The organism is Microbulbifer maximicatervae (SeqCode) (genome assembly GCF_052467955.1).
This window is the reverse complement of record NZ_CP174329.1, coordinates 4,363,448-4,385,524: the sequence shown is the minus strand read 5'-3', so window position 1 is coordinate 4,385,524 and position 22,077 is coordinate 4,363,448. Positions and strand designations below refer to the sequence as shown.

General features: G+C 41.6%; 23 protein-coding genes. 8 read left to right on the top strand and 15 right to left on the bottom strand.

Annotated elements, in window-relative coordinates; all coding sequences use genetic code 11:
- Positions 1-387: 387 nt before the first annotated feature.
- Together ACJJI5_RS18920 and ACJJI5_RS18915 are read right to left on the bottom strand one after the other, a co-directional pair.
- Positions 388-765, bottom strand: a complete 378-nt coding sequence (locus ACJJI5_RS18920) for a hypothetical protein (RefSeq protein WP_445354946.1) — start codon at positions 763-765, stop codon at positions 388-390.
- Between the two features lie 257 nt (positions 766-1,022).
- Complete coding sequence (locus tag ACJJI5_RS18915) at positions 1,023-1,334, bottom strand: cupin domain-containing protein (protein WP_445354945.1); 312 nt, start codon at positions 1,332-1,334, stop codon at positions 1,023-1,025.
- A 945-nt stretch (positions 1,335-2,279) separates the two neighbouring features.
- Between ACJJI5_RS18915 and ACJJI5_RS18910 the strand changes: the two genes are divergently transcribed.
- Both ACJJI5_RS18910 and ACJJI5_RS18905 read left to right on the top strand, forming a co-directional pair.
- Positions 2,280-2,936 carry a class I SAM-dependent methyltransferase gene (locus tag ACJJI5_RS18910; protein WP_445354944.1) on the top strand — a complete coding sequence of 219 codons (657 nt, stop codon included), beginning with the start codon at positions 2,280-2,282 and terminating at the stop codon, positions 2,934-2,936.
- A 353-nt stretch (positions 2,937-3,289) separates the two neighbouring features.
- Entirely contained in the window at positions 3,290-5,236 is a 1,947-nt protein-coding gene (locus ACJJI5_RS18905; protein WP_445354943.1) for an aconitate hydratase, read from the top strand.
- Positions 5,237-5,292: 56 nt separating this feature from the next.
- On the opposite strand, the gene ACJJI5_RS18900 is transcribed toward ACJJI5_RS18905, so the two are convergent.
- The 6 genes from ACJJI5_RS18900 to ACJJI5_RS18875 form a co-directional block, all read right to left on the bottom strand.
- Positions 5,293-6,309 carry a patatin-like phospholipase family protein gene (locus ACJJI5_RS18900; protein WP_445354942.1) on the bottom strand — a complete coding sequence of 339 codons (1,017 nt, stop codon included), beginning with the start codon at positions 6,307-6,309 and terminating at the stop codon, positions 5,293-5,295.
- A 284-nt stretch (positions 6,310-6,593) separates the two neighbouring features.
- On the bottom strand, positions 6,594-6,953 hold the full coding sequence (locus ACJJI5_RS18895; protein WP_445354941.1) for a hypothetical protein: 360 nt from the start codon (positions 6,951-6,953) through the stop codon (positions 6,594-6,596).
- Positions 6,954-6,973: 20 nt separating this feature from the next.
- Entirely contained in the window at positions 6,974-7,546 is a 573-nt protein-coding gene (locus ACJJI5_RS18890) for a hypothetical protein (protein ID WP_444894961.1), read from the bottom strand.
- Between the two features lie 41 nt (positions 7,547-7,587).
- Positions 7,588-7,788, bottom strand: coding sequence for a hypothetical protein (locus ACJJI5_RS18885; RefSeq protein WP_445354940.1), 201 nt, complete (start codon positions 7,786-7,788; stop codon positions 7,588-7,590).
- 357 nt (positions 7,789-8,145) lie between these two features.
- Positions 8,146-8,619 (bottom strand): LabA-like NYN domain-containing protein, encoded by a 474-nt coding sequence (locus tag ACJJI5_RS18880; protein WP_444906160.1) that lies wholly within the window; start codon positions 8,617-8,619, stop codon positions 8,146-8,148.
- Positions 8,620-8,962: 343 nt separating this feature from the next.
- Positions 8,963-9,907, bottom strand: coding sequence for an alpha/beta fold hydrolase (locus tag ACJJI5_RS18875; protein ID WP_445354939.1), 945 nt, complete (start codon positions 9,905-9,907; stop codon positions 8,963-8,965).
- 170 nt (positions 9,908-10,077) lie between these two features.
- On the opposite strand from ACJJI5_RS18875, the gene ACJJI5_RS18870 reads away from it, so the two are divergent.
- Entirely contained in the window at positions 10,078-10,806 is a 729-nt protein-coding gene (locus ACJJI5_RS18870; RefSeq protein WP_445354938.1) for a helix-turn-helix transcriptional regulator, read from the top strand.
- Positions 10,807-10,926: 120 nt separating this feature from the next.
- Here ACJJI5_RS18870 and csrA read toward each other — a convergent pair whose 3' ends face one another.
- Positions 10,927-11,106 (bottom strand): carbon storage regulator CsrA, encoded by a 180-nt coding sequence (gene csrA, locus ACJJI5_RS18865; protein WP_299588813.1) that lies wholly within the window; start codon positions 11,104-11,106, stop codon positions 10,927-10,929.
- A gap of 872 nt (positions 11,107-11,978) precedes the next feature.
- Between csrA and ACJJI5_RS18860 the strand changes: the two genes are divergently transcribed.
- From ACJJI5_RS18860 to ACJJI5_RS18845, 4 genes are all read left to right on the top strand, one after another.
- Positions 11,979-12,476: an SMI1/KNR4 family protein gene (locus ACJJI5_RS18860; RefSeq protein ID WP_445354937.1), complete on the top strand. Its 498-nt coding sequence runs from the start codon at positions 11,979-11,981 to the stop codon at positions 12,474-12,476.
- Positions 12,477-12,909: 433 nt separating this feature from the next.
- Positions 12,910-13,137: a hypothetical protein gene (locus ACJJI5_RS18855; RefSeq protein WP_413664682.1), complete on the top strand. Its 228-nt coding sequence runs from the start codon at positions 12,910-12,912 to the stop codon at positions 13,135-13,137.
- A gap of 25 nt (positions 13,138-13,162) precedes the next feature.
- Positions 13,163-13,429, top strand: a complete 267-nt coding sequence (locus ACJJI5_RS18850) for a hypothetical protein (RefSeq protein WP_445354936.1) — start codon at positions 13,163-13,165, stop codon at positions 13,427-13,429.
- A 514-nt stretch (positions 13,430-13,943) separates the two neighbouring features.
- Positions 13,944-14,621 (top strand): DUF7822 domain-containing protein, encoded by a 678-nt coding sequence (locus tag ACJJI5_RS18845; RefSeq protein ID WP_445354935.1) that lies wholly within the window; start codon positions 13,944-13,946, stop codon positions 14,619-14,621.
- Positions 14,622-14,883: 262 nt separating this feature from the next.
- Here the strand turns inward: ACJJI5_RS18845 and ACJJI5_RS18840 are convergent, their stop codons facing one another.
- From ACJJI5_RS18840 to ACJJI5_RS18825, 4 genes are all read right to left on the bottom strand, one after another.
- Positions 14,884-15,621 carry a LytR/AlgR family response regulator transcription factor gene (locus ACJJI5_RS18840; protein WP_445354934.1) on the bottom strand — a complete coding sequence of 246 codons (738 nt, stop codon included), beginning with the start codon at positions 15,619-15,621 and terminating at the stop codon, positions 14,884-14,886.
- The gene (locus ACJJI5_RS18835; RefSeq protein ID WP_445354933.1) at positions 15,618-16,649 is read right to left on the bottom strand and encodes a sensor histidine kinase; all 1,032 of its coding nucleotides are present in this window, start codon (positions 16,647-16,649) and stop codon (positions 15,618-15,620) included. Before ACJJI5_RS18835 ends, ACJJI5_RS18840 begins: the two co-directional genes overlap by 4 nt.
- A gap of 151 nt (positions 16,650-16,800) precedes the next feature.
- Positions 16,801-18,093: an amidohydrolase family protein gene (locus ACJJI5_RS18830; RefSeq protein WP_445354932.1), complete on the bottom strand. Its 1,293-nt coding sequence runs from the start codon at positions 18,091-18,093 to the stop codon at positions 16,801-16,803.
- A gap of 258 nt (positions 18,094-18,351) precedes the next feature.
- Entirely contained in the window at positions 18,352-18,489 is a 138-nt protein-coding gene (locus ACJJI5_RS18825) for a hypothetical protein (RefSeq protein WP_445354931.1), read from the bottom strand.
- A gap of 910 nt (positions 18,490-19,399) precedes the next feature.
- Between ACJJI5_RS18825 and ACJJI5_RS18820 the strand changes: the two genes are divergently transcribed.
- Complete coding sequence (locus ACJJI5_RS18820) at positions 19,400-20,299, top strand: hypothetical protein (protein WP_445354930.1); 900 nt, start codon at positions 19,400-19,402, stop codon at positions 20,297-20,299.
- 516 nt (positions 20,300-20,815) lie between these two features.
- On the opposite strand, the gene ACJJI5_RS18815 is transcribed toward ACJJI5_RS18820, so the two are convergent.
- Both ACJJI5_RS18815 and ACJJI5_RS18810 read right to left on the bottom strand, forming a co-directional pair.
- A complete protein-coding gene (locus ACJJI5_RS18815; protein WP_444894947.1) occupies positions 20,816-21,472 on the bottom strand; it encodes a hypothetical protein in 657 nt (218 codons plus the stop codon).
- 2 nt (positions 21,473-21,474) lie between these two features.
- Positions 21,475-21,894, bottom strand: coding sequence for a hypothetical protein (locus ACJJI5_RS18810; protein ID WP_444894946.1), 420 nt, complete (start codon positions 21,892-21,894; stop codon positions 21,475-21,477).
- Positions 21,895-22,077: the final 183 nt, after the last annotated feature.

Sequence of the window (22,077 nt, the reverse complement as noted above, 5' to 3'; positions counted from 1 at the left end):
GGGAAGCTCGTTCGGCTGATACCATGATTTAATAAAAAAAGATGTGGATTTTTAGAATATTCAGAATTGGTCACAAAATATTCTTTCAAATATTATTCAGAACTTGGCCTATACATTGAGTGCACTGGACTTGGCGAGATTGAAGTCTTGCTATTTATCCTTAAAAATTGCAGGGCAATTTCTGAGATGAAGAGAAAGTGTAGGGTTTGGGGGATACTTATCAGAATCTCCAAAGAGAAATGATTCGTATTTCTGGTAGCCGGTTGGTGGTTTAATATCTGCTTGAACGATAAATGACTCCTTAACTATCTGAATGTGGTTAACTTTTTAGTTAGAGCTTTTAGGTTTTAGGAAGCTATTAACCTTATTGTTATATCTGTTTAAATTTTATATTGGTCTACGTACTCTAAATAGAGGTGTTTCGCTACCTATCAAGCTACCGGGCTTAATAAGAATCTCTTCGATTATTCCGCTGCAAGGGCTGGGCAGCTCAATTGTGTAAGTTCCAAAATCGGCAACGAGTATCGTTTGTCCACCGTAAATTGGATAATCAACACCAACCATGACTTCTACTACCTCACCAAGTTCTTTTGGGCGGACTGAGCCGGACAAAGGTTCTTGTTTGAGTGGAATCGAATCAAAAGAGGGTGCGCGTACGATTCCATCGGATGGAAAGCGTTCTTCCTCTAGGGGTATTCTTTCGCCACTTTCAATGGAACTTATACCAAGAGCACCATTTATAAAATCAAGTATGAATTTCCACATATATTTCTAGGCTGTTTAGTGTAATTGCCTATAAATTAACAGGTTATTTTAAATTATTCCCTTATCCAATGATTCAGGGCTGTTGACGGGATAAAGATCCCCGGTGGCTATAGTATTAGGATCATCATTGCGTCTCCAAGTAATATCTTTATCAAAACGATATCTTAAGCTATTAAACTATATCTACCGTTTAATAGCTTAATTTTCAAGATTTATAGTTTTATACATGTAAATTGATCTGTAGTAGAAATTTAATCCTAATTATCTTTAAACCAAAATTCGATCTCATCGGTTTCGACATCAAATGTCGCAGAGTGTTCTACATGTGCTGGTACATGGTACCACTGTCCAATACCAATCCGTTGGGTGGCACCATTCATGGTGAGTATTAGTTCCCCCTTTGTGATAACGCCATGATTATCTGTGTCATGAGTATGGGGTGGAATGAACGTTCCAGCTGGATATGATGCGAATAGAACATCACTGTTTTCTGCCTTAAGCTTGTAAGCATCAAAGCGACCATCGTAGAGAGGTAATTCCTTAATTTTACTTGGATAACTGCCTGGCATCTCTGCTTCCTTTTTGAGTGCGTATAAATAGCTTTGGGCTAAAGTTCCTGTAGGTAGAGTAAATCACCATCCTAATAGTTCCAAGACTATTCTTACTAACTTTGTAATTGCTCTTTTGGTTTGTTCTTTTCTATTGCTATGCGAAAGGATGGAGTTTTGGAAATAGCGTGCTAATTATCCGTCCAATTAAGAAGTAGCATGCCGCCATTAATAACCCAATATTTAATGAGATAAATTTTTAGTGGAACAAAATGGAGTCAACATTAAGTGCTCAAAATCCATCTTTCCCCACTCTCAAAAAATCCCACATTGACTACCCAATAGGAAGTAATAAATGAGCATGTCGTTACCCCAAGAGCCACTTTTATTTGGCCAAATCTCCATTGCTCACGAATTCCTAAGTATATTAGCATTCCTATGGTGGTTAGCATCATAGGCTCGTAAAAATACCTAATAGGAGCATTGAAGGGAAATAGGAATAAACCGTAGACAAGCCTTCCTAGTCCCGGCGGTAGTATAGCTACCATGCTCAGCATCATGCAGAGCATATGCTTTATGATAATTGCTTGCAAGCTCATGGCACATACTACGGATGTTTAAATATCGTTATAAGTGCAATCTAACCAAATTAAAGATAACAAGTTCTAGTTTGCTTAATTTGCAATCTATTTTGGATGGGGGTACTTAAAAAACAAATTTTCATATTGAAGTAATTTGTATTGCAGGAAATGCTAAGATGCTCAGGCAGAATATCTTAATAGGTATTCTGCCTGCGCCTACTTTTTACCTGACATAATCGATATAGATGTTGAGCAATAGGATAGTGTAGAATATGTTTTATTTTACATCTATGTTCAAAAAAAACGGTTACCCAGGTAGTGATTGGTTAATTTAAAGAATAAATTATCTGGTTAGTACTTTATTTTTGACGCTGAAGGAATAGTAATGTCAAAAGATCCAAAGCTCGTTGCTGAGCAGCTTAGAAAACCATCTGGTACATTGGCCTCAGAAACCGCGCAACAAATGAACAAAGCGAATGAAGCAACGAATCTTGCCGCTTTAACAGCTCTCAATGTGGTAGATGGTGATTCTGTTCTAGAAATTGGTCCGGGCAATGGCAAATTTGCAGTCGACGTAATTCGTAAGGGAGCTTGTGTCCGCTATACCGGCATTGATTGGTCGAGCGATATGGTTGCAACCGCGAAAGGCCTAAATTTTGTATATATAGAGTCGGGGCAAATGGACTTTTTAGTTGGTAGCTCAGAAAGCCTGCCATTTGCCGATAAACAGTTCGATAAGGTTCTAGCCGTACACACAATATACTTTTGGGACACCCTAAAAACTCATCTAGCAGAGATCTCCAGAGTACTAGCACCTAAAGGAAGGTTATGCCTGGCTTTTGGCGATAAGTCTTTTATGCAAAATCTACCGTTCACTCAATATGGATTCAGGCTGTTTGATGAAGGTGATATTTGTGCCCAATTGTCTGACACTGGATTTAAAGTTGTATCCCGCGGGAATCATAGTGAGTATGGAGAAAGTAATACAGGTCAGCTTGTGGAGAAGAAAATTAATATAATTGTGTGTAAGCTGAATCCATAAGCAATAGCCAATCTTGGGAGATTGTATCTTTCCGAAGAACACTTTTTATTTTGACTGGTTAAATAGAAGTTCTGGATTTAATTAAACCCCTATCTAATAGTGATTACCCCCTATCGATCGTATGTAGCTGAATATACTCAGTCATTTGTCAGACATTACAAAACTGCGGAAGCAAACGGTTCAGGTAGCGCTAACGTATGTTAGGGCTACTAAGAGTCCGGGGGTATAGCCTTGGCGCTTACATAGTCCTGCAGCTATAACGGTGCTTCAGCCGAGGAAGCTAGAGCTACAATGATCAAGATCTAGTTAAATCAATACTAGAAAGATCCAGCTCACTCACCGGGTATCCCTTTATGCCTATGAATCTTGCGCAGAAACTTATCCAAAGCCACCTCGTGAGTGGATCAATGGAGCCTGGCAGCCCAATAGAGATAAAGATCGATCAGACGCTAGCTCAGGATGGGACGGGAACACTTATTATGTTGGAGCTTGAGGCACTTGGTTTGTCTCAAATCAGGACCGAGCTTTCAGCACAATATGTAGACCACAACCTGTTACAGACGGATTTTAAAAACGCCGACGATCATATATTCCTGCAAAGTGCCTGTCGTAAATTTGGAATTTGGTTTTCGCGGCCCGGTAATGGTGTCAGCCATCCAGTACAGATGGCTTGTTTCGATGTGCCTGGTAAGACATTACTTGGCGCAGATAGCCATACTTGTGCAGCGGGTTCTATGGGGATGCTGGCGATTGGAGCCGGTGGCTTACAGGTAGCAATGGCCATCGCAGGCGCCCCCTTTGCACTGAAAATGCCCAAAATACTCGGTGTGAAGCTCGAAGGTGAGTTGCCGCCATGGATTAGCGCTAAGAACATCATTCTGGAAATGTTGCGTCGGCAGTCTGTTAAGGGCTGTGTTAACAAGATTGTTGAATATTACGGTCCCGGCCTGGCTAAATTGACAGCGATGGATCGCCATGTGATCGCCAATATGGGGCAGGAAATGGGCGCTACCACCAGCGTCTTTCCTGCCGATGAAGCAGTAAGGGCTTTCCTAAAGCAGCAGCATCGTGAAAACGACTTTGTCGAAATGAAGGCCGATGAAGGTGCTGGTTATGACGAAGAAGATACTATCGATTTATCAAATCTCGAGCCGCTAATTGCTTGTCCATCAAGCCCAGACAAAGTTGTGACGGTCCGTGAAGTGGAGGGCCGTCCTATCTATCAGAGCTATATTGGCTCTTCTGCCAACCCAGGGTTGAGAGACTTTGCGATACCTGCACGCATGGTTTCAGGTCGCCGAATAGCCGATGACGTTTCCTTTGACATCAATCCAACCTCACGTCAGTTACTCGAAGAGCTCAGTCGGAGTGGAGATCTGACAAAATTGCTACAAGCGGGAGCTCGCTTGCATCAAACTGGGTGCGGTGGCTGTATCGGCATGGGGCAGGCTCCCGCCAGTGGCGGTATCAGCTTGCGCACGGTCCCACGTAACTTCCGTGGCCGCTCAGGCACCGCAGACGACCAAGTCTATTTATGCAGCCCCGAAGTGGCCACTGCCAGTGCGTTAAGAGGGGTGATCACTGACCCTCGTGACCTGGATATGGATTACCCCAGCTTCCATGAGCCGGAATATCTACCTGATATACGTCCGTTATTGCAGCCACCTCAAGAAATCCCAGTAGCAGTGGAGTTAATTAAAGGGCCAAATATCAAGCCCCTTCCTGATTTCGAAAAGCTACCGGAAGTTTTAACTGGCCCATTATTGCTGGAAGCAGGGGATAATGTTTCCACTGATGAAATATTACCTGCTGGAGCAGAAATCTTACCGCTGCGCTCAAATATCCCCGCCATCAGCCGCTATACATTCTCACGAATCGATGAATCGTTCTATGATCGGGCAGTGAAGCTCAATGGAGACTGTTTTGTTGTCGGTGGTGAAAATTATGGACAAGGCTCCAGCCGTGAGCATGCGGCGGTATCTTCACGTTTTCTTGGGGTGAGGTGCATAATTGCAAAAAGTATGGCCCGTATACACCGGCGTAATCTTATTAACTTCGGTGTGCTGCCATTGCTATTTGAGAATTTTGATGATTACAATCTTCTTCAACAGGGGGTAGCTCTTGAAATTGACAATCCAATTGCACAGATAAAGTCAAGCAGTTCAATTAAATTAATAATTAAATCATCAGGAGAATGTATTAACTTGCGGAGTGATTTGGCTAAGGACGAAATTGAAGTGTTGGAAGCAGGAGGTATGATTAATCAGGTAAGAGAAAAATACCTAAGCTCTAATAAGTAGTATGACTTTCTATAGCTGTAATTTGATAAAGTCAGCGCTGGTCCCGATCGGTAGCATTACTGATACCTATGGCTCCCTTGGTTGTTGACTAATATAGTAGCTATTTCTTCCAGCTCTTTATCAAAATACTCTGCATTCCTTTCTCCCGACTTTTTAAGCTTCTTTAGATTTTCTGGTGATGCATTGTCCATAGCTGAGTCAGCAGTATAGAGTTTTGGCTGTATGCGGTAGTAATTTGAGTTCTCTACGGTAGAGGAGATTTGCTTTAGGTAATAATGAACCATTTGTGCGTTTCCATTTACAGCGATATCAATGGCGGGCCTTGCCCAGTTAAACATCCCCCAATCTTTGACCTCTTTGTATTTGTACCCTGAAAGTTCTGTGCCAGTGCCTAGTGACAAAATAATCATATCCTTAATCCCGGAGACCTCACTGAATTTGATAGCTTCGGAGTAGGCACATAAAGCTGGATCACTGGCTACCATGCCACCGTCTACGAGGACATACTTATTGTTGGATGGAGGAAGTGAAAAAATGCGTGCAGGCTCAAAGTAGGTTGGTACCGCTGTACTACCTAAGAGAAGATCTTTAACCAGAAAATCTTCATTCTTTACTATGGCGCGGTGTTGCTTAAAAATGATTGGTTTCCGTCTTTTGATATCATAAGAAATAAAGCAGCAGGGCTTTAATAAATTACTAAGTTTTGTTTTCTTGAAGAATGGTGTAATAGCTTTATCCAGTTCCTTGGAGTAGTACTTCTCCTGCTTCAATAGCTTTAACTTTTCTAGAAAAGGCCATGATCCGGAGCCAAATACCTTCTCACCGCTCTCTAGGTAGAGGTTGACAGCATCTTGAGCAGAAAACTTGGGTTTTCCTCGCTTGTTAGGGCATATATAGGCGGCACCCAATACAGCACCGGTACTTGTTCCGGCCACCAGGTCGAAGTACTCGCCTATCCTGGCGTCAGGATTGCCTGATTTCACCTTTAGCTTGTGCTCAAGGGACACCAGTATCTGGCCAGGCAAGATTCCCCGGATTCCTCCACCATCGATAGAAAGGATTCTGATAGCCATTGCCTTCTGGTTCCGTAGATTGTACGCGACTCTAGAAACATAGCATTTGGTAACAGGGGTAATACTTCATATACCCTGAATACCACTAAAAAAGCATATAATATCAATAAGTTAGGCGCACCTATCACCATGCTGAGTTTATTAATATGGTTAAGGTAAAGAAACTAATATAAGAATTGATAGGCATGGGAATTAGCGGGTCTCTGAGCTGACGCCTAAAACTCAACGGCTAGAGTCTCGTGGAGTTAGTCGGAACATAAAATTAGATTCTTACGCAACGCCGATTACTGTGCACCGGTGCAGCCGTTTGAAGTCTCTATGGTATATTGGGCGACTCTCAAGCTATTTTTATAAGTGATGCTTGCAATACAAACCGTATCACCTGGGTGTAGGTTCATATCGCTGCCCACATCAATCACCTTGCGATTCTTCAGCTCTACTTGATATTGGTATTTTGGTATGTGAGCAGCATTGGAGCGACCAATATAAAACTTTGATTTGATTGTACCATTTTGCTTTACAACCTTCTCGGTGTTACTGGCAAGGTTAATAACATGAAGTAACACCAGTAATAGAAGGAGAACTATTAGGCTAAATCCTTTCCACTCCCTAAAGCAAAATAATAGAATCTTAAGTGTTCTCATTGAGTATATATAAAAATAAATTATTCCTTAATTTCAGAGTCAAGTATATTTAGGAGAAAATTTGCAGTTTTACTAAAGTCCCTTTCCACATCGGGAGCAACACTTAGTCCATTCCAGCGCTGAACGGTCCTTTTTTGGCCTCCATAGGCAGCCTCAATATAAACGGTCTCCCCATCGAACCCCAAAGGGCATTTATTAGGTTCGGAGGAATCTATTTTCGTTGATAATTTTGGAGGCTTGGCACAGTACAAATCAATTAATCTATCATAACTTTCTAATTCAAAGAGGTTGAGATCCTTAAATTGGGAAACCATGTCCATGTACTGAGATAACGATAGAGGATATTTACCATTTACATCTAGTGTCCCGTCATGGCGTTGGTAAACCGTTGTTATCTTGGCTTGTCCGAATGATGGAGCAAAAACAATACGAAATCCTGCAACATACTCAGGACTTAGGCCGCATAGTAGCTGAGCATTGAATTTTTTGAGCTGATTTTTATAGCGATCTGAGTCTCCGTCGCTAGTACAATTTATACCTCCTGCAAAAACTGCTGCGGGGATAAATGTAATCAAGAGTACCAATATACGCATAAAATCTCTAAACGGTACCATTTAGCTTTTCTAGTTTTTGACTATGGGGATTGTGAGGGAATCTTATAGATCACATACTGACGCCCACGATAGTCGATACCTTCTGAAAGGTAAAGCCATCTTGATACGGCGACTTTAACGGGGGTATCCCATGCTTTATCAGATGAACCTTCGATCTCTATTTCCCCAGGAACAAGACCTCCACCTTCAGACGTCGGTTTCTCTACCAGTCTAAAGGACACGACTACGCATACGGGTAAGTTCCTGTTAGTGCCTATTGGACGCAGTGGTGCGACCTTTATTACTGGGTTGGCTTTAGATTCAGGAATGTTGAGATTTAATTGAGGGCAATTATTTACATCCCCTCTTGCTATAGAAGCCATAGAGAATAGGGTCAAAATTATAACTAATGAGTTCTTCATTTGTTGACGCCTTGAGCCTTACTAAGGTGTTATTAGATAGTATAAAAGCCAATAATAGACTTGTCTGTTGACTAATAGCATAGGTATTTGTTCTAAAATCACATAAGTGACTAGATGGTTATTTTGAGCGAAATTTCTTTAAGGCCACTGAACACCAGTTAGTAGCCTTGGTAGTTATTACAGCAATAACCTATCTTCAATTGGAGTGAATTTGCTCGCCGCATTAATTAATGCTCCAGCCGTCAATTCCGGAACACCATATACTTCAACTTTCTTGCCTCTATCTAACCTGAGCTTATGGGCAAGAATGTCAAAGTCGCCATCTCCTGACACTAAAATCACTGTATCTACCGAGTTTGAATATTCCATAGCATCAATAGTGATGCCCACATCCCAGTCGCCCTTGGCTGAGCCGTCGGATCTTTGGGTGAAGGGCTTTAACTTCACTTCGAAACCAATCGACCTTAAGATGTTTTGAAATTCATACTGTTTTCTATCACCACGGTCGATTGCGTAAGCTATGGCTTTAACAACTTTTTTACCCCCTGTCACCTCCCGCCAAAACTTGTTGTAATCAAAGTTTCGTTTATAGATTTGTCGACATGTGTAATAAACATTTTGCACATCAACAAATATGGCAACCTTTTCCATTTGGGAATCCAGTTATTATAAAATTCTGAAATTGACAGTGAAGTTATGATCTGCCTGCACCAGAGTGGATGCATTAAGCCACTAGTTTTACATACTTAAGGGATGATTGTCAGCCAAATTTAGAGGTGAGGAACATCTCGGCAGCAAAGCCAATTTATCAGTAGCTGATGAGTTGTATCGAGATATATAGTGTTGAGCAGTGGCCTTATGAAGTAGCATGTCTCGCTTATATGCACATGCTATCCCCAGATGGCCACTTTACAGTGAGTATCCTACTGTGAACGCCCTTTTTATGGGGTTCTGTGTGGATAAATTGAAAGGGAATTTCCTAGAGAAATGGATACTAAGTAGCGGATTGTTGTTCCAGCCAGTTTAAAATCACTTGATTGGTTTCTTCCGGTCTTTCCTGTTGAATCCAATGGCCGCAATTAAGGTTCACCTCATCTACATTGGGGACGAAATCTTTGATATCTGGAGACCTAGGTATCAAATCATGATCGCCGTAAATCATGAGGGTCGGCTTTTGGATAACTGGGTCTACATCTGCCAAGATATGCCAATTGCGATCCAGGTTTCTATACCAATTTATGCTACTTGTAAAACCCGTTTTTTCAAATGCGGAAACGAATACAGCCAGTTCACTATCATTCAGCAAGGGGGCACCAAGCGGTGATACTGCTCTCGCGAGATTGATCATTACCATACCAGGCTCCGGCGGTGTAGGAGGTACGTCTTTGCGGAGCAAGTTACGAAGGAACTGGGAAGCGTTCTTGTCCAACACTGCGTCCGCAATACCTGGCTGCCTGTTGAAGTGCACAAAATAATAATCGCTCCCAAGGAGTTCCTCCATAAACTCGATCCAAGGTTTTTCTGTTCGGGCTTGATAGGGCAGTGCGAGGTTTATAATTTTATTAACACGGTTTGGGTGTAATAGCGCTATTCCCCAAACGACCATTGCACCCCAATCATGACCGATAAAAGTGGCATCTTGGTATCCGTAGTGATCCAGAAGTGCAGCTAGGTCGCCGGTTAATTGTTCGATGTCATAGCTGGTTACTTCCGTTGGGCGGGATGAGTTGCCATAGCCTCGCTGATTGGGAACGATAACGTGGTAGCCCGCTGCGGCGAGAACGGGTATTTGGTGGCGCCAGGAAAAGGCATTTTCCGGCCATCCGTGACAAAGCACAACGGGGTTTCCTGTGTTCTGTTGGCCCGCTTCAAAGACTTCCAGCTCTATGCCATTCACTGAGATAAGAGTAGGTGTGGGGAAATCGGGTATTCTAGACAATTTACTTCCTCTTTTTTGGGGAGGTCTTGAGAGCTGCTGTTTACCAACAGGCTACGCTTTCTATCCTTAAGGGTTGTTCCAACTTCAACATCCCTTTGCTGGATCGTGAGTGCATAGGCTAGAATCTAATGGTGCCAAAAACTGTCACTATTTATTAATGTCTGTGTAAAATGAATGTACGTCTCCGACAAGACGCCATAGTGCGAAGCCTTCGCCGAAAGGGCACTTTAACGATTGCCGATTTAGCCGCTGAAGTTGGCGCATCCAGGCGCACAGTGCTGCGTGATATCAGCTCGTTGCGGGATGAGGGCTTTGTTATCCGTTCTGAACCTGGCCCTGGAGGCGGCCTGCAACTTGATCCGCAATCGGTTCAAACTACAGCTCGGCTCTCGGTCGCTGAGATTTTTGCGCTGCTTGTTAGCGTTGCATCCGTGCGTGCAGCAGGGAGTTTGCCCTTTTCGGATCTTGCGGATGCCGGGCTGGCAAAAATAGAGAAGGCTTTACCCGTTGATAAGGTACGTGATTTACGCAGATTTATGGATTGCCTGTACATCGGTAAGCTTTCACCGGAGGTAGACATATCTAATGTCGGAGAGATGTCGCCCTTACTACTGCCTACATTTGAAACGGCTTTTCTTCAGCGACTATACCTGAGCTTCCAATATTGTGATGCGAAAGGGGCAGTAACTAGCCGGGTTGTTGAGCCGCAAGCTATGTTGATCTTACCACCCTTATGGTATCTGGTAGCTTGGGACCCTGCTCGCAATGACTTTCGTCATTTTCGAATGGATCGGATTAGCCAACCGGAATACCTTCAGGACAAGAAGTTTCAAAGGCGACATATAGTCTTCGAAGATGGCGTATCTCCAATTCGTGATAATCCCAAAGTTTCAAGATGATTGGGTTCTTGACGGTAAGTATGATTGCTCTCGCGAAAGGCCAATAATTGGTGGCAGTGTAACCCCTTAACTTACTCGACGCTGCCCCAATAATTGGTCCAGGTTTTCCGCTCACAGATTTTACTTGCCTATCTTCTGTTCCCTCTGGATACGGTTATAAATTTCTTCGCGGTGAACCGCTAAAGATTTGGGGGCTTTTATTCCTACTTGTACTTGATTGCCTTTAACGTTCAATACAGTGATTGAGACATTAGCCCCAATTCTGAGGTTTTGGCCAATTCGGCGAGTCAAAATCAACATATGTTATTCCCTAATGATACTCAAACCATGGGTAGCCTTTCCGCAATGGGAAAGCTTAGAAAGAAAGTTGAAGAGTGAATGCGGGGTGGGGCACGGGAACGGTAGGCATAAAAGTAGAAAAGACGGACACAACGCTGCCAGAACTTGAGAAAGTGCCTCAAGTTACTGAATGTGCTCCACTTTATTGAAGACGAGCGGGTTTCTAGCGTATCATCCATACAGCCACTTTGATAATGATTCTATCAATTTGGTTAGCTGGCCCCTGGTGTTGGTAGCACCTTGGGTCAGCGACTTTTACTTACTTTTAGGTCACGCTACCGTTCTCCTTTGAGGGAATAGGCAATTTATAAAGTTCTTCGGTATTTTGAATTCGACTTTTCCACAAATAACGCTGCTCAGCAGCGAACAAAATATCGAGAAATGTTCACTTACCTTACGCAGTTTTGTTACTGAAAACAATCTGAATAAATTCCAATAAGATCATTTCGGTGCCTATCTTTTCAGCTGTATTTAAGGTTTTAAAAATATGCTATCTGCTGTTGTGGTTTGATATTGTTGGGCTCATAGTTGATCTAGATTAAATTGGCTAAATTAAATTTAATCACTGGTATACATCGCAAATATCTCTTTTGATTTTTGTAAGTAGGTATCTTAGTGCAAGGGTGGATTGTATTTTTCTATTTTATTTTTGGGGCTCTTATCGCAGTAATTATGGTCGCGAATTGAGATTAACGAAATTTCACAAATTGAAGTAATCTCACTCTTCGTTAGGTTTCGGTGAGGCAGGATGTGGAGGAGGCAGTTTAGTCGTTGCGTTAAAAGTTGTAATCTAGGCAATGCAGAAACTTATAAATATTTAAAATATAGACGGTATGAGTACGCAAGATATAGAAAGCCGACTTCTGGGCATCAAACAACAACTTAAGCGGCTGAGTGGTTTGGATAAGGATTGTTCTCTCTTTGGTGCAGAGCGCTGGAACTATAACTTCCGTCGGTTTTCGGAGGAAGAAGTTAACGGTATCGAGAAGAAATACAACATTTCTTTACCGCAGGAGTTTCGGGCCTTTCTTCTTGAGATTGGTTTTGGGGCTGGGCATTCTTACGGTGCTAACGTAGAGGGTCTTCCGTACTACTACCAGGATGACGAAGATGAATATCCGATGTCAGCAGGCACCATTGATATTGCAGAAATAGGCTGTGGTATTGAATTTATGTTAGTTATTAACGGTGCTCATAGGGGAGAGGTATGGGTTACTCAGAGTTACCGTGAGCCACAGCCTTGGTCTAGTAGCTATCTTAACTGGTATGAAGACTGGCTGGCTAAAAGCCTAGAGAGCTTAGAGGTACCGCAAAACCCTCCTAAAGGCTGACTACCCAAGCATTCCCCAAATACTCCTGGTAGCTAGCAGGATACACATTGTTCTACGACAACCCCTCTGCTTCTCCCTTGCAGTGAGTTGAGCGGTGTAGCCTATGTACTACTCACCGGTGTTCCCTCACCTTAAGCCTTGTTAATCATTTTTTAATCAAAAAATAGATCGCTGATCGTTTATTATACAGTCTATGGCTTGTCCCAGCACTTTATACGATTGGGTTGCCAATACACAGGAAGTGTATATCTGCGGCTATGGCGTAAACGGTGATTACCCTCGTACCAAACTCCTTGATAACACTGGTAATTTTGCGTGCAGAAGGGCGATTTGAGCGGAGTGGGCCCTGGACTGGCGGCAATAGTGACTTGACAGTTCCTGAACCTCTTACCGTATACTGTATGCATGTACAGTATCTTGAGTGGAGGTAGCAATGGGAGCCAGAAGTATCACTATTGACGGGGAGCCGATCCGGATCTGCCGTTACCGATCGGGTTATAACAACCGGCCAATGTACGCTATCTGTATCCTTAACTATACAAAATACGTACGCAGCTTTTCGGTATCAGTAGAGATGAATCTACGCGAGGAGTTAGAGCTGACCCTGGCGCAAATGCGAGGAGTTGAGCGAAGTATAAATTGGATGGAAGTATCAGCTTAGGAATGTAAGGACTTAAGCTGTTTTTATGGATAAGGAGCAAATTATGGGAAGAAAAATCAATCGGTTCGCAATTTTTGCAGAGCGGGTTCATTTAATGAATGGTGGTGCAAAAAGCTTTAGGGATTCTGCACCCACAGAGGAATCCGCAAAGGAACTGGCAGAAGAAATTGCTAAATCTGAAAAAGCGATGTTTTATTCCTGGTTACAAATTCTCGATATAATGACCGGAAGTTATACAGAATACTCAATCAAGAGGGGTGGGGTATTGGAAGAAAGGGAGTGCCCCGAATAATAGGAGCCTGGTAACTAAGGTAGACTTAATGAACGAAGACAGAGGGTAGAAAAAGTAAGCAATAGTTACATGTATAGCGTGAGTAATTTAAAGTTCAGGTTAAGGCAGGTTGTGGTTTGATAATCTCCCGAGTGACCAGAGCTATTTCCAGGGGTAAAGTTGAATGGCTCTGGCTACAGCACCGTTAGAAAAACTCCAAGTTGAAATTGATTAAAATCAATTTCTGAAAAATATCATTAAAATAAAGCCCCTTTGTACATAATCAGGCTCAGTAGTGGTAGAGTCTAGTTCTAACAGAAATAGAACGCTGGCGGTCAGTACCTAACTTATCCATCTACTCAATTTACGAATGAACCGATGGTTATTAGCAACTAACTGGATGGTAAGCACACATAGTTAACTTCACTCTCGACTTTCTTAGCCCAGGAAGTTTCAATCCAATAGTTTTCTTGAGCAGAAAAGGCATGACAGCGATAAAGTTGTGCCGTTGGCAGTATTTATAGGGAGCCTCAAAATGGCAAATCGTTCTTATCTTTATAGCCTTAGTAATCAACCTAAATCCTATTCAGACCGCCCCGAGACTATCTCAGGCTTATCTGAATGGCCATATAGTATTCCCTTCACCTACCGTGTACTAATGTCCGGGAATCCCAATCTGTGCGCGTCACTGGTCTCGGATGGCTTTGAGGACGATTCACCTGATGATAAAACTCAACTTTATGCTATTAGTAGTGACTTTGAGGCAGGATTTGCGCGGTTAAAGAAATTTGTTGAAGTTCTGCGAGTTATTAGCAAAGACATTACGGATCTGCCGGATTCAATGTTAAATGAAACGTTAGAATTCCTTCAAGAGCATAAGGATAGGCATCTACTGCTTGAGACTATCGAGCTCGACTGTATAGATGACTCTGAAGAGTCAGTCCTGCGTGGCTACGTTGAATCTGAAATTATCGCTTGCCGTGAAGCTGGAGCAGCTATTGATGCACTTCCTGAAGACCCAAAGGTATCGGCTGATATTGTAAAGAGTGCAGCAGAAAACAATTCAGAATCTGCTTTAAGTCCATTTTATGGGCTCCAGTTCAATGATAAATTTGACAACGTTGAGAGTGAGCCTCCGGTGGGTTTGTATTGGAGTGATATCCTTTATTACGATTTAGAGAGCAAAAAGGAATTTGAAGAGTCTCTTGAATAATTGAATATCGAAACTCTTGTTTTTACTTAAAGAAATGCTGAGCCGGTTTTAAAGGTTTCTGTTTCTTTACCAATGTATTAAATTGGTTCAGCACTTTATCTTTGTCGATATGAGTTATGATGTTGGAATGATTACTTGATAGTGCTTATGAGGTGGTATCAAGAACGTACTTGCCAGTATTCCAGATTAAACTCAGCCCGATTTCCATTTATGGTGTAAGCACGGTCTAATCATGTAAGAATAAAGAAACAAATAGCGATTTCTAGCTTCCCTGCTCGAATATCATTTTCAATCTATCGGCTCCGGATCGGCTAGATATTAAAGTGGTTTTCTGTTCGTCATCAATAATCACCGCCAATTTTCCATTTAAATAACGCTGAATTTCCGAGACTCTGTCCAGGTTAATCAGATAGCTACGATGTAGGCGTAGAAATTGATCTGGATTAAGCTTTTGCTCCAGTTGATCTAAGCCCATTTGTAAGGGTTTGATGCCTTTCTCTGTATGAGCAATAATTGAACCTTGTTCAGACTTAATATAAGAAATATCGTTCAGATCAATAAAGGTCATGCGATCATCGCACTTACTTACGAGGCGCTTTAGTGCTATCGAATCACCCCCTACCCGAGTACTGTTATGAATAAGTTTGATTCGCTTCTCAGCTTTTTCAATGGCAGCTTTTAAGCGTTGCAATGGGAAGGGTTTAAGCAAGTAATCTATTGTATCGTGGTTAAAAGCATCAATGGCAAATTTAGAATACGCAGTTGTGAAAATAATATAGGGTTGGTAAGTTAGGGCATCTAGCACATCCAATCCACTAAGATGAGGCATTTCAATGTCCATCAGTAGTAGTTGTGGTTGATACTCCTCAATCAATGTTAATGCTTCCAGTCCAGATTTTGCTTCTGCAACCAATTCAATAGAGTTAATAGTTGCCAGCTGAGCTTTTAATTTATTCCTTGCCGGTGCTTCATCTTCGGCAATAATGACCCTTAAATTCATACAGACATCTCAACTTTAACGTGGGCACCGCTTTGATTGCTTAGAGTAAGTTTTCCATTTGGTCGTAGCTCAATGCGCTGGCGCAAATTATGAATTCCAGTTCCCTGTGAGTGGATAAAACTAAGAACGCTTTCCTGAAATCCATATCCGTTATCTGCGACTTCAATAATTACCTTGTCATTCTTTAAGTAGATACGACATTGAATATGTAAGCTTTCTATTGTACGGCAATGTTTGAAGCAATTCTCAAAAATTGGCTGTAATAATAGGGGAGGGATAGAGACATCACTGGCTCTTGGGTCTACCGTAATCTCTACCTTCAAATTATTACCAAAACGTGTTTTTTCTATTTCTAAATACTTATTAATCAGTTCAATTTCTTCTTTGATTGTAGTTTCTTCTAACTCGCCAGTGTCGAGAGAATATCTCAAAATATCTGCCAGCTTATGTAAAACCTCATCAGCAAGGTTTGGATCGCTATGAATATAGGAGGAGATTGTATTAAGACTGTTAAACATGAAATGTGGATTTAGCTGATAACGTAATGTTTGTAATTTTGCTTTCTGCATGGCGAGCTTTTGCTCAGAGGCTTTATGGCGGTATTCCAGCATAGCGTAAGAACAGTATAAACAGGTAGCCCACATTAGCCCATTAAAGATAATACCCAGTCCCATATTCAAGCCGCCTTCGACATTTAAGGCATACTCTATAAACCAGCTAACGCACTGGTTGCCAATAGTCATATGGACTACCAGGATCATCCACTCTATTAATAATGAATGATACCCTTTGCGTCTAAGGCGCAATACAATGAGAGCTGTGGACCAGGTGGGTAGCCAATAAAAGAAAACAAACCATATCGGAGCACCAGTTAGAGCACTACTAACCGAGCTTATATCTCCTGATTCAAAAAAAACAAATACGCAAGCGATATCTAGTAATAGAACGACGACAAATGATTTCGCAAAGAAAGGATGCTTAAGATCTTTTAGTATTGACATAAAATATTGATGAGCAATAGCTATCATAGCTTATTCTGGATTGGCCAATTATATTGGGATTAAATAAGATAAGATAGTTTTAATTCAACCCAGCTTGATGTGTTTTCTTGTTATCTAAAGGTGAGTATCAGCACCCATAAGTTACAATTTAAATGGGCGCTGACACTATAAGGTTCTTTTATATTCTATGGTCTTTCTTCTCCGAAGAAGATTCACAACTGGAACCGATAGGGGGAGTGGCGTAACTCTTCTCGATGAGCTGTTTTCTCTCTACTGGCACACCTGCAAGATAGATTTTTTCTGGGTTTGTAATTGCTTGTATGTTCTCAATAGGATTTTTATTTAGCAGAATAAAGTCAGCACGTTTTCCCTGGGATATTGACCCTATATTCTCACTTGCATTCAAAGTATTTGCCGCGACCTGTGTCGTGGCCAGTAAAATTTGCTGGTTGGATAGACCCGCCTTGTGCAAGGCTAATATCTCGCTTATTAAGCCCAGTCCGTGTGGCGAGTAGGGGTTGCCGGAGTCAGAGCCAGCGCCAATTTTAATACCGGCTTTAGCTAGCTTGATCACGTTATTATATGCGATAGTTTTTTTCTTCCAGGCTAGTTTTCTACTGGCGGTTGGTGCCTGGACTTCATTAAACAGGCAGTCCTTCATTTTTGGGTGTATAGGTGCCAAGTCTAATTGAGTGATAGATTGATTTTCATGTTCATCAGCCTGATTATGAAGCACTGATAGAGTGGGTATATAGGTAACCTCGTTTTGTAGCATGAGCTTTACAAATTCATTGTCTACTGGTTCAAAGTTAATACCGTGGGCTAAAGCAGTAGCCCCGGCCTTGATTGCTCGTTTCCCATCTTCCAGGGTGGAGACATGAACAAAAAACGGTAAGTCGGCGCTTTGGGAGCGTTTTCCAATCTCTTTGAGTACATCATCTGAGAGCGGGACGACAGTACCATCAAAAGTTTCTATGATGGCTTTGGTCAACTTTGGCTGGTAACTTAAGTGTGCATCCCAGCTCGCACTGATTTGCTCGATACTGTCAATCTCATGAACTTTCACTCCGAATTGGGTACCGTGACCTCTGGGGTTGGTGAAGGCGGGTCCGGAGGCAAATACTAGTGGAGCCAAATCGTTCAACTGGGATATAGATTGCATCATCTCGCTCGACATCAGAAGGTCAGTGACAGCGGTAACGCCATAATAGAGTTGATTGTTTAAGTTGGTTTCTAACGGCAGGTGCTGATAATTCTTATACGTTGACCCAGATGCACTCAAGTGCACATGTAAATCGATTAAGCCCGGTATTGCATATTTACCCTGTGCATCGTGGGTATTCTCGGCAGGTAGGGCTGTCCTGGTCATTGGAGTGATTCTGGCTATGCGGTCATCTTGAATGTAAATACGGCTTTTCTCGCTAAAGCCTTCTGCATTACTGGTTAATATTTGTACATTGTCGATTCTCAAATCGTAGTCATTCTTATTGGTTTCGAGGGCGAAGCTATTACTTGAGGCTAATAGTAAACAGGAGGCAATGGCTGTAACTTTCATAAGAGTTTCTTTTCCTATTGAGTTTTGACCTAGCTTATAGCGACAGTAATCTCGGTGTTTGAAAAAGTGACGAATCGACATATTCGTAGATGAACGAACAGTTTTAGCCTGTGAGTGGTGTGATATTGAGCTGAGTAGTGAGGACTGCTCCTGGCTTGTCAAGGTTAGCCTTGGCTACGGAGGAGATTTCAGAATGGTCTCTTTATCGATATAGAGGATGGAGGGCTTGCAATTGCTTGTTGCGGTATAAGTTACGAAATCCTGGGAAATCTGCCAACTGGCTTTTGCCTGCTCAACTGAGACGATGTGCATGGCCACTCATGGGATTTGCGCGCTGCGTGGAATAGGTATTGGTTGCCCCCTATTTGGCTGGCTATTTATGCATTGGTTGATTCAGTATTTTATGCGGTATCAATATGGAATGTATTTGAAGCTGCTACTTTTGTGGGTGCCCAGAATTGTTGGGATGAAGGCTTGAGATGCTAGTAGTACTAGTCAGCTCAACACTAAGCTGGTTTGTAGAGCTTCTATTTTCAATTCTTGAATAATGAGTATTGGTACTATTAAGCCTGTTTGCTCACTCTACACCATACATCATAGAAGCCTACGGATCGCATATAACCTGATATTTCATATTCGAGATCAGGTAACATTTCAAGATTGCCTGTGCTGCCCATTACCTCTATTTTGTTTTCCTTGTCATCATGAATGGAATCAACAACCCGCCAAATAAAGAGAGAAAACTCTTCTGCTTCACTAGTGCTATTTACCCCTTTCTTAAGTCTTCAATATGAGCATATCTTTTAAATTCAATCATAAATAAACGGCACTTTTGGGTTCTAGTAAAACTATTAATAAAAGATAGACTTATGTGCTTGCTCCCCCATTTGTCTGACGGATAATATGCTCATTCTAGACGCGCGCAAGATAGCTAAGATCTATTGGTGATCATTACCAATGAGCAATGATTTCACTCTTTGTGAACTTGCTTCAAGAAATTTTTTGGTTGACAAAGAATCCCCTCAGAATGCTATTTTTTTTACATTTGTTAAGTACCTAGCAATGTGAACGCTACCTTATTTACTCTAAATACGTGAACTATATATGACCAAGTGCAAGATCTGCCTGCATAAGTTTCTGTAGGCTAAAAGCAGTATTCACTGAGGTAATAATTATGTTTACACGGAGGAAGTCTTACAGCTTTCTACTGGTTATAGCTTTTATGGGCTACTTTGTTTCGCCTCCTGCGTGGTCTCATGTACGCTGGTTTGTACAAAACGATGGTAATGTAGTTGAGTTTGAGTGGAATTGGATATATGCGTTAGTTCTTTTGGGGGGCTTTCTATACTGTATGGTGAATAGATCCTTACAGTCGCTTGAAACAGTGGCTGTTCACAGAGTATCTAATAGATTTCCCAACCTCTGGTCCGATATTGGCCGCCACAAAATTTGGCATATTACGTCCGCATTGATCGGGTTAACCTTTGTTTTTAATTATTTTTCGGGTGTATTACTGGCCCCTAACCTGGAATTCTCTGCCACGCAAAGTCTTGTTAATGAGTTTCAGCTGGTAATTGGTATTGTGTTAATTTTAGATGTCAGCCTAAGAAGCTCCGGGTATCTAATCTTCGCGCTTTTGCTCTCAATAATGGCTACTTACCCATTCTCAATCTGGATTGATTACGGTTTTGAATTTTTAGGGCTTTCACTAGTATTTATATTGTACCAAAAGCCAGATCTTGGATTGCTTGCTTTACGTTGTGGGCTAGGCCTTCAGCTAATGACTCTGGCAGTTCACAATAAGTGGCTCAATCCTCACTTGGGTCTTGAATTTCTGCAGCACTATCATTGGAACTTTATGTCTAATCTGGGGTGGCACTCTTTCTCCGATTTGACCTTCGTTTTTTCTGCGGGAATGGCTGAATTCTGCTTTGGTTTGGTTATCTTGCTCGGGTGGTCAACGCGGTTGGCAAATATTACGGTATTAAGTTTCTTCATTTTGACCGCATCCATTCTCGGTATTCATGAATTGATAGGGCATTTACCAATACTTGGAGCTGGAATTTTACTGATTATATTTGGTGGGGGAGATTTTGAGTTCAAATATACTAGAGTAGCGTAAAACTGGGTGCATTTAACACTAAGAAATATTCAGTGCTTGTTATTTACAAGGAGGTTTTATCCCGTTATGTGGGCGTAATTAATCTGCTAATAGAGATCTAAAGTCTCCATAGAATTGCTGGGCTTCTCATCTATGAACTGGATGTTTTTCAACTGAAATTTTAAAGGTTTCTTTTTGTAGCTTAGTGGGATAAGTGGAGGCTGCAGAGCAGAGCTAATTCTCCGCTCAATAAATACTGGGTAGATGGTGTTCGACATTTCCTATAATCCGCGCCCGGCTGATCTACTCCTTTCGGTAGTTTGAATCCCGCTCTTTTATTCAGGATATGAATATAAATTCAGAGCATTTACTTGTAAATCAAATAGAATGAGTTACCAGATGGGGAGCTAGTTCCCTAAGTTGGATCATACTCCAAATTATGGGGTCATAAATTGTTCCTGGTAACCCAATTTATATACTAGCTGTAAATAATTTACTAACTAGATCGATCAGGCTTTATATTTCATGTCGATACAGTTAAAACTCTAATTTTGCCACATGCATATTGGTTCTAATATTGGCGCCCTTACTACCAAGGTTGTTTCCTGACTTATACTTCATATTTCTAGGGTCTGTAACAACTGAAGAGGCTCCTCCATCTTTCATTGCTTGATGTAAATCTTTCTGAGGAATTTTTGGATTTATATTGGAGCTATATACATGGAGATTTACTTCACTATTTATACCAAAGTGCCTGCAGGCCTCCATGATAGCCTCAGTTGTTGCTCTATATAAATCTTTATTCAGCTGGACCAAGAAGTTGAGTTCAAGACCGGCTTCTCCTTCGGCATTCAGATTTTTCACATATATATTACTAAGAATATCCCTAGGCTCAATCATATAGAATTGGGAGGCTACTGTTACTGCGTCAATTATATGGTTTGAATTAGTGCCATCTATACCAAAAACCCAGATTTCATTGTCAATTAAAGCTGCCTCTTTAATGCTGGTCTTTAGGCGGGGATAGAATGGCGATACACTGACTGCATATTTGGTTTTCCAAACTGACAGTGAATCAAAAGCAGTACGAAGAACATATTGATGTTCTTGTACTCCGTTTAAAATAAGTGTTGCATCGGTTTTAAATTTTTTGTCCTGACTTCCTTCGGCTATTGTCATGGCTCCCTTTGTCACAATTAATCCTCCATTGATAGCTCTGACGAAAAACAACCGAATGCGATCTCTCCCGTTTGGAGGGCTTCCTCATAAGATTCCTTGGTCTCAAAGTCTTCATCGGCTTCGGTTTCCCACTGCTGACTATCATATGTAGTCACGTTGGAAACCTCCTCAACTAGCATGAAGTCCTCTTCAAGTGCGGCGGTTAATCTAGCTACAGCACTTTCTTTAGATTCGTCTGGAACTATAGATCTTCCAAAGTAGAAGGTACTACCATCTTGAGGTAGCGAGCTTTGTGGTAAAACTCTTACTTTAGTATCAACCACCCAGAAAATAGACATATACATCCCTCTTGATGTTACTGGTTTGGAATTAAAAAACCAAATGGTGCTGGAATTATCTAGTGATGTTATAAATAATTCAATAACATTCACTTTCATATGAATTTCTGGAAATCAATATTTTTCTAATATGATAATGTTTCAACTATCCGGGTAGAATCTTAGAGGTTCATTAGGTAAACCAGTCCGATAACAAATGGACTTAGGTGTCTGCAGTTTAATGAGTAGTCACTACCATATAGCGCTTTATGTGAACACCAAATCTGCAAATAGGCAATCTCC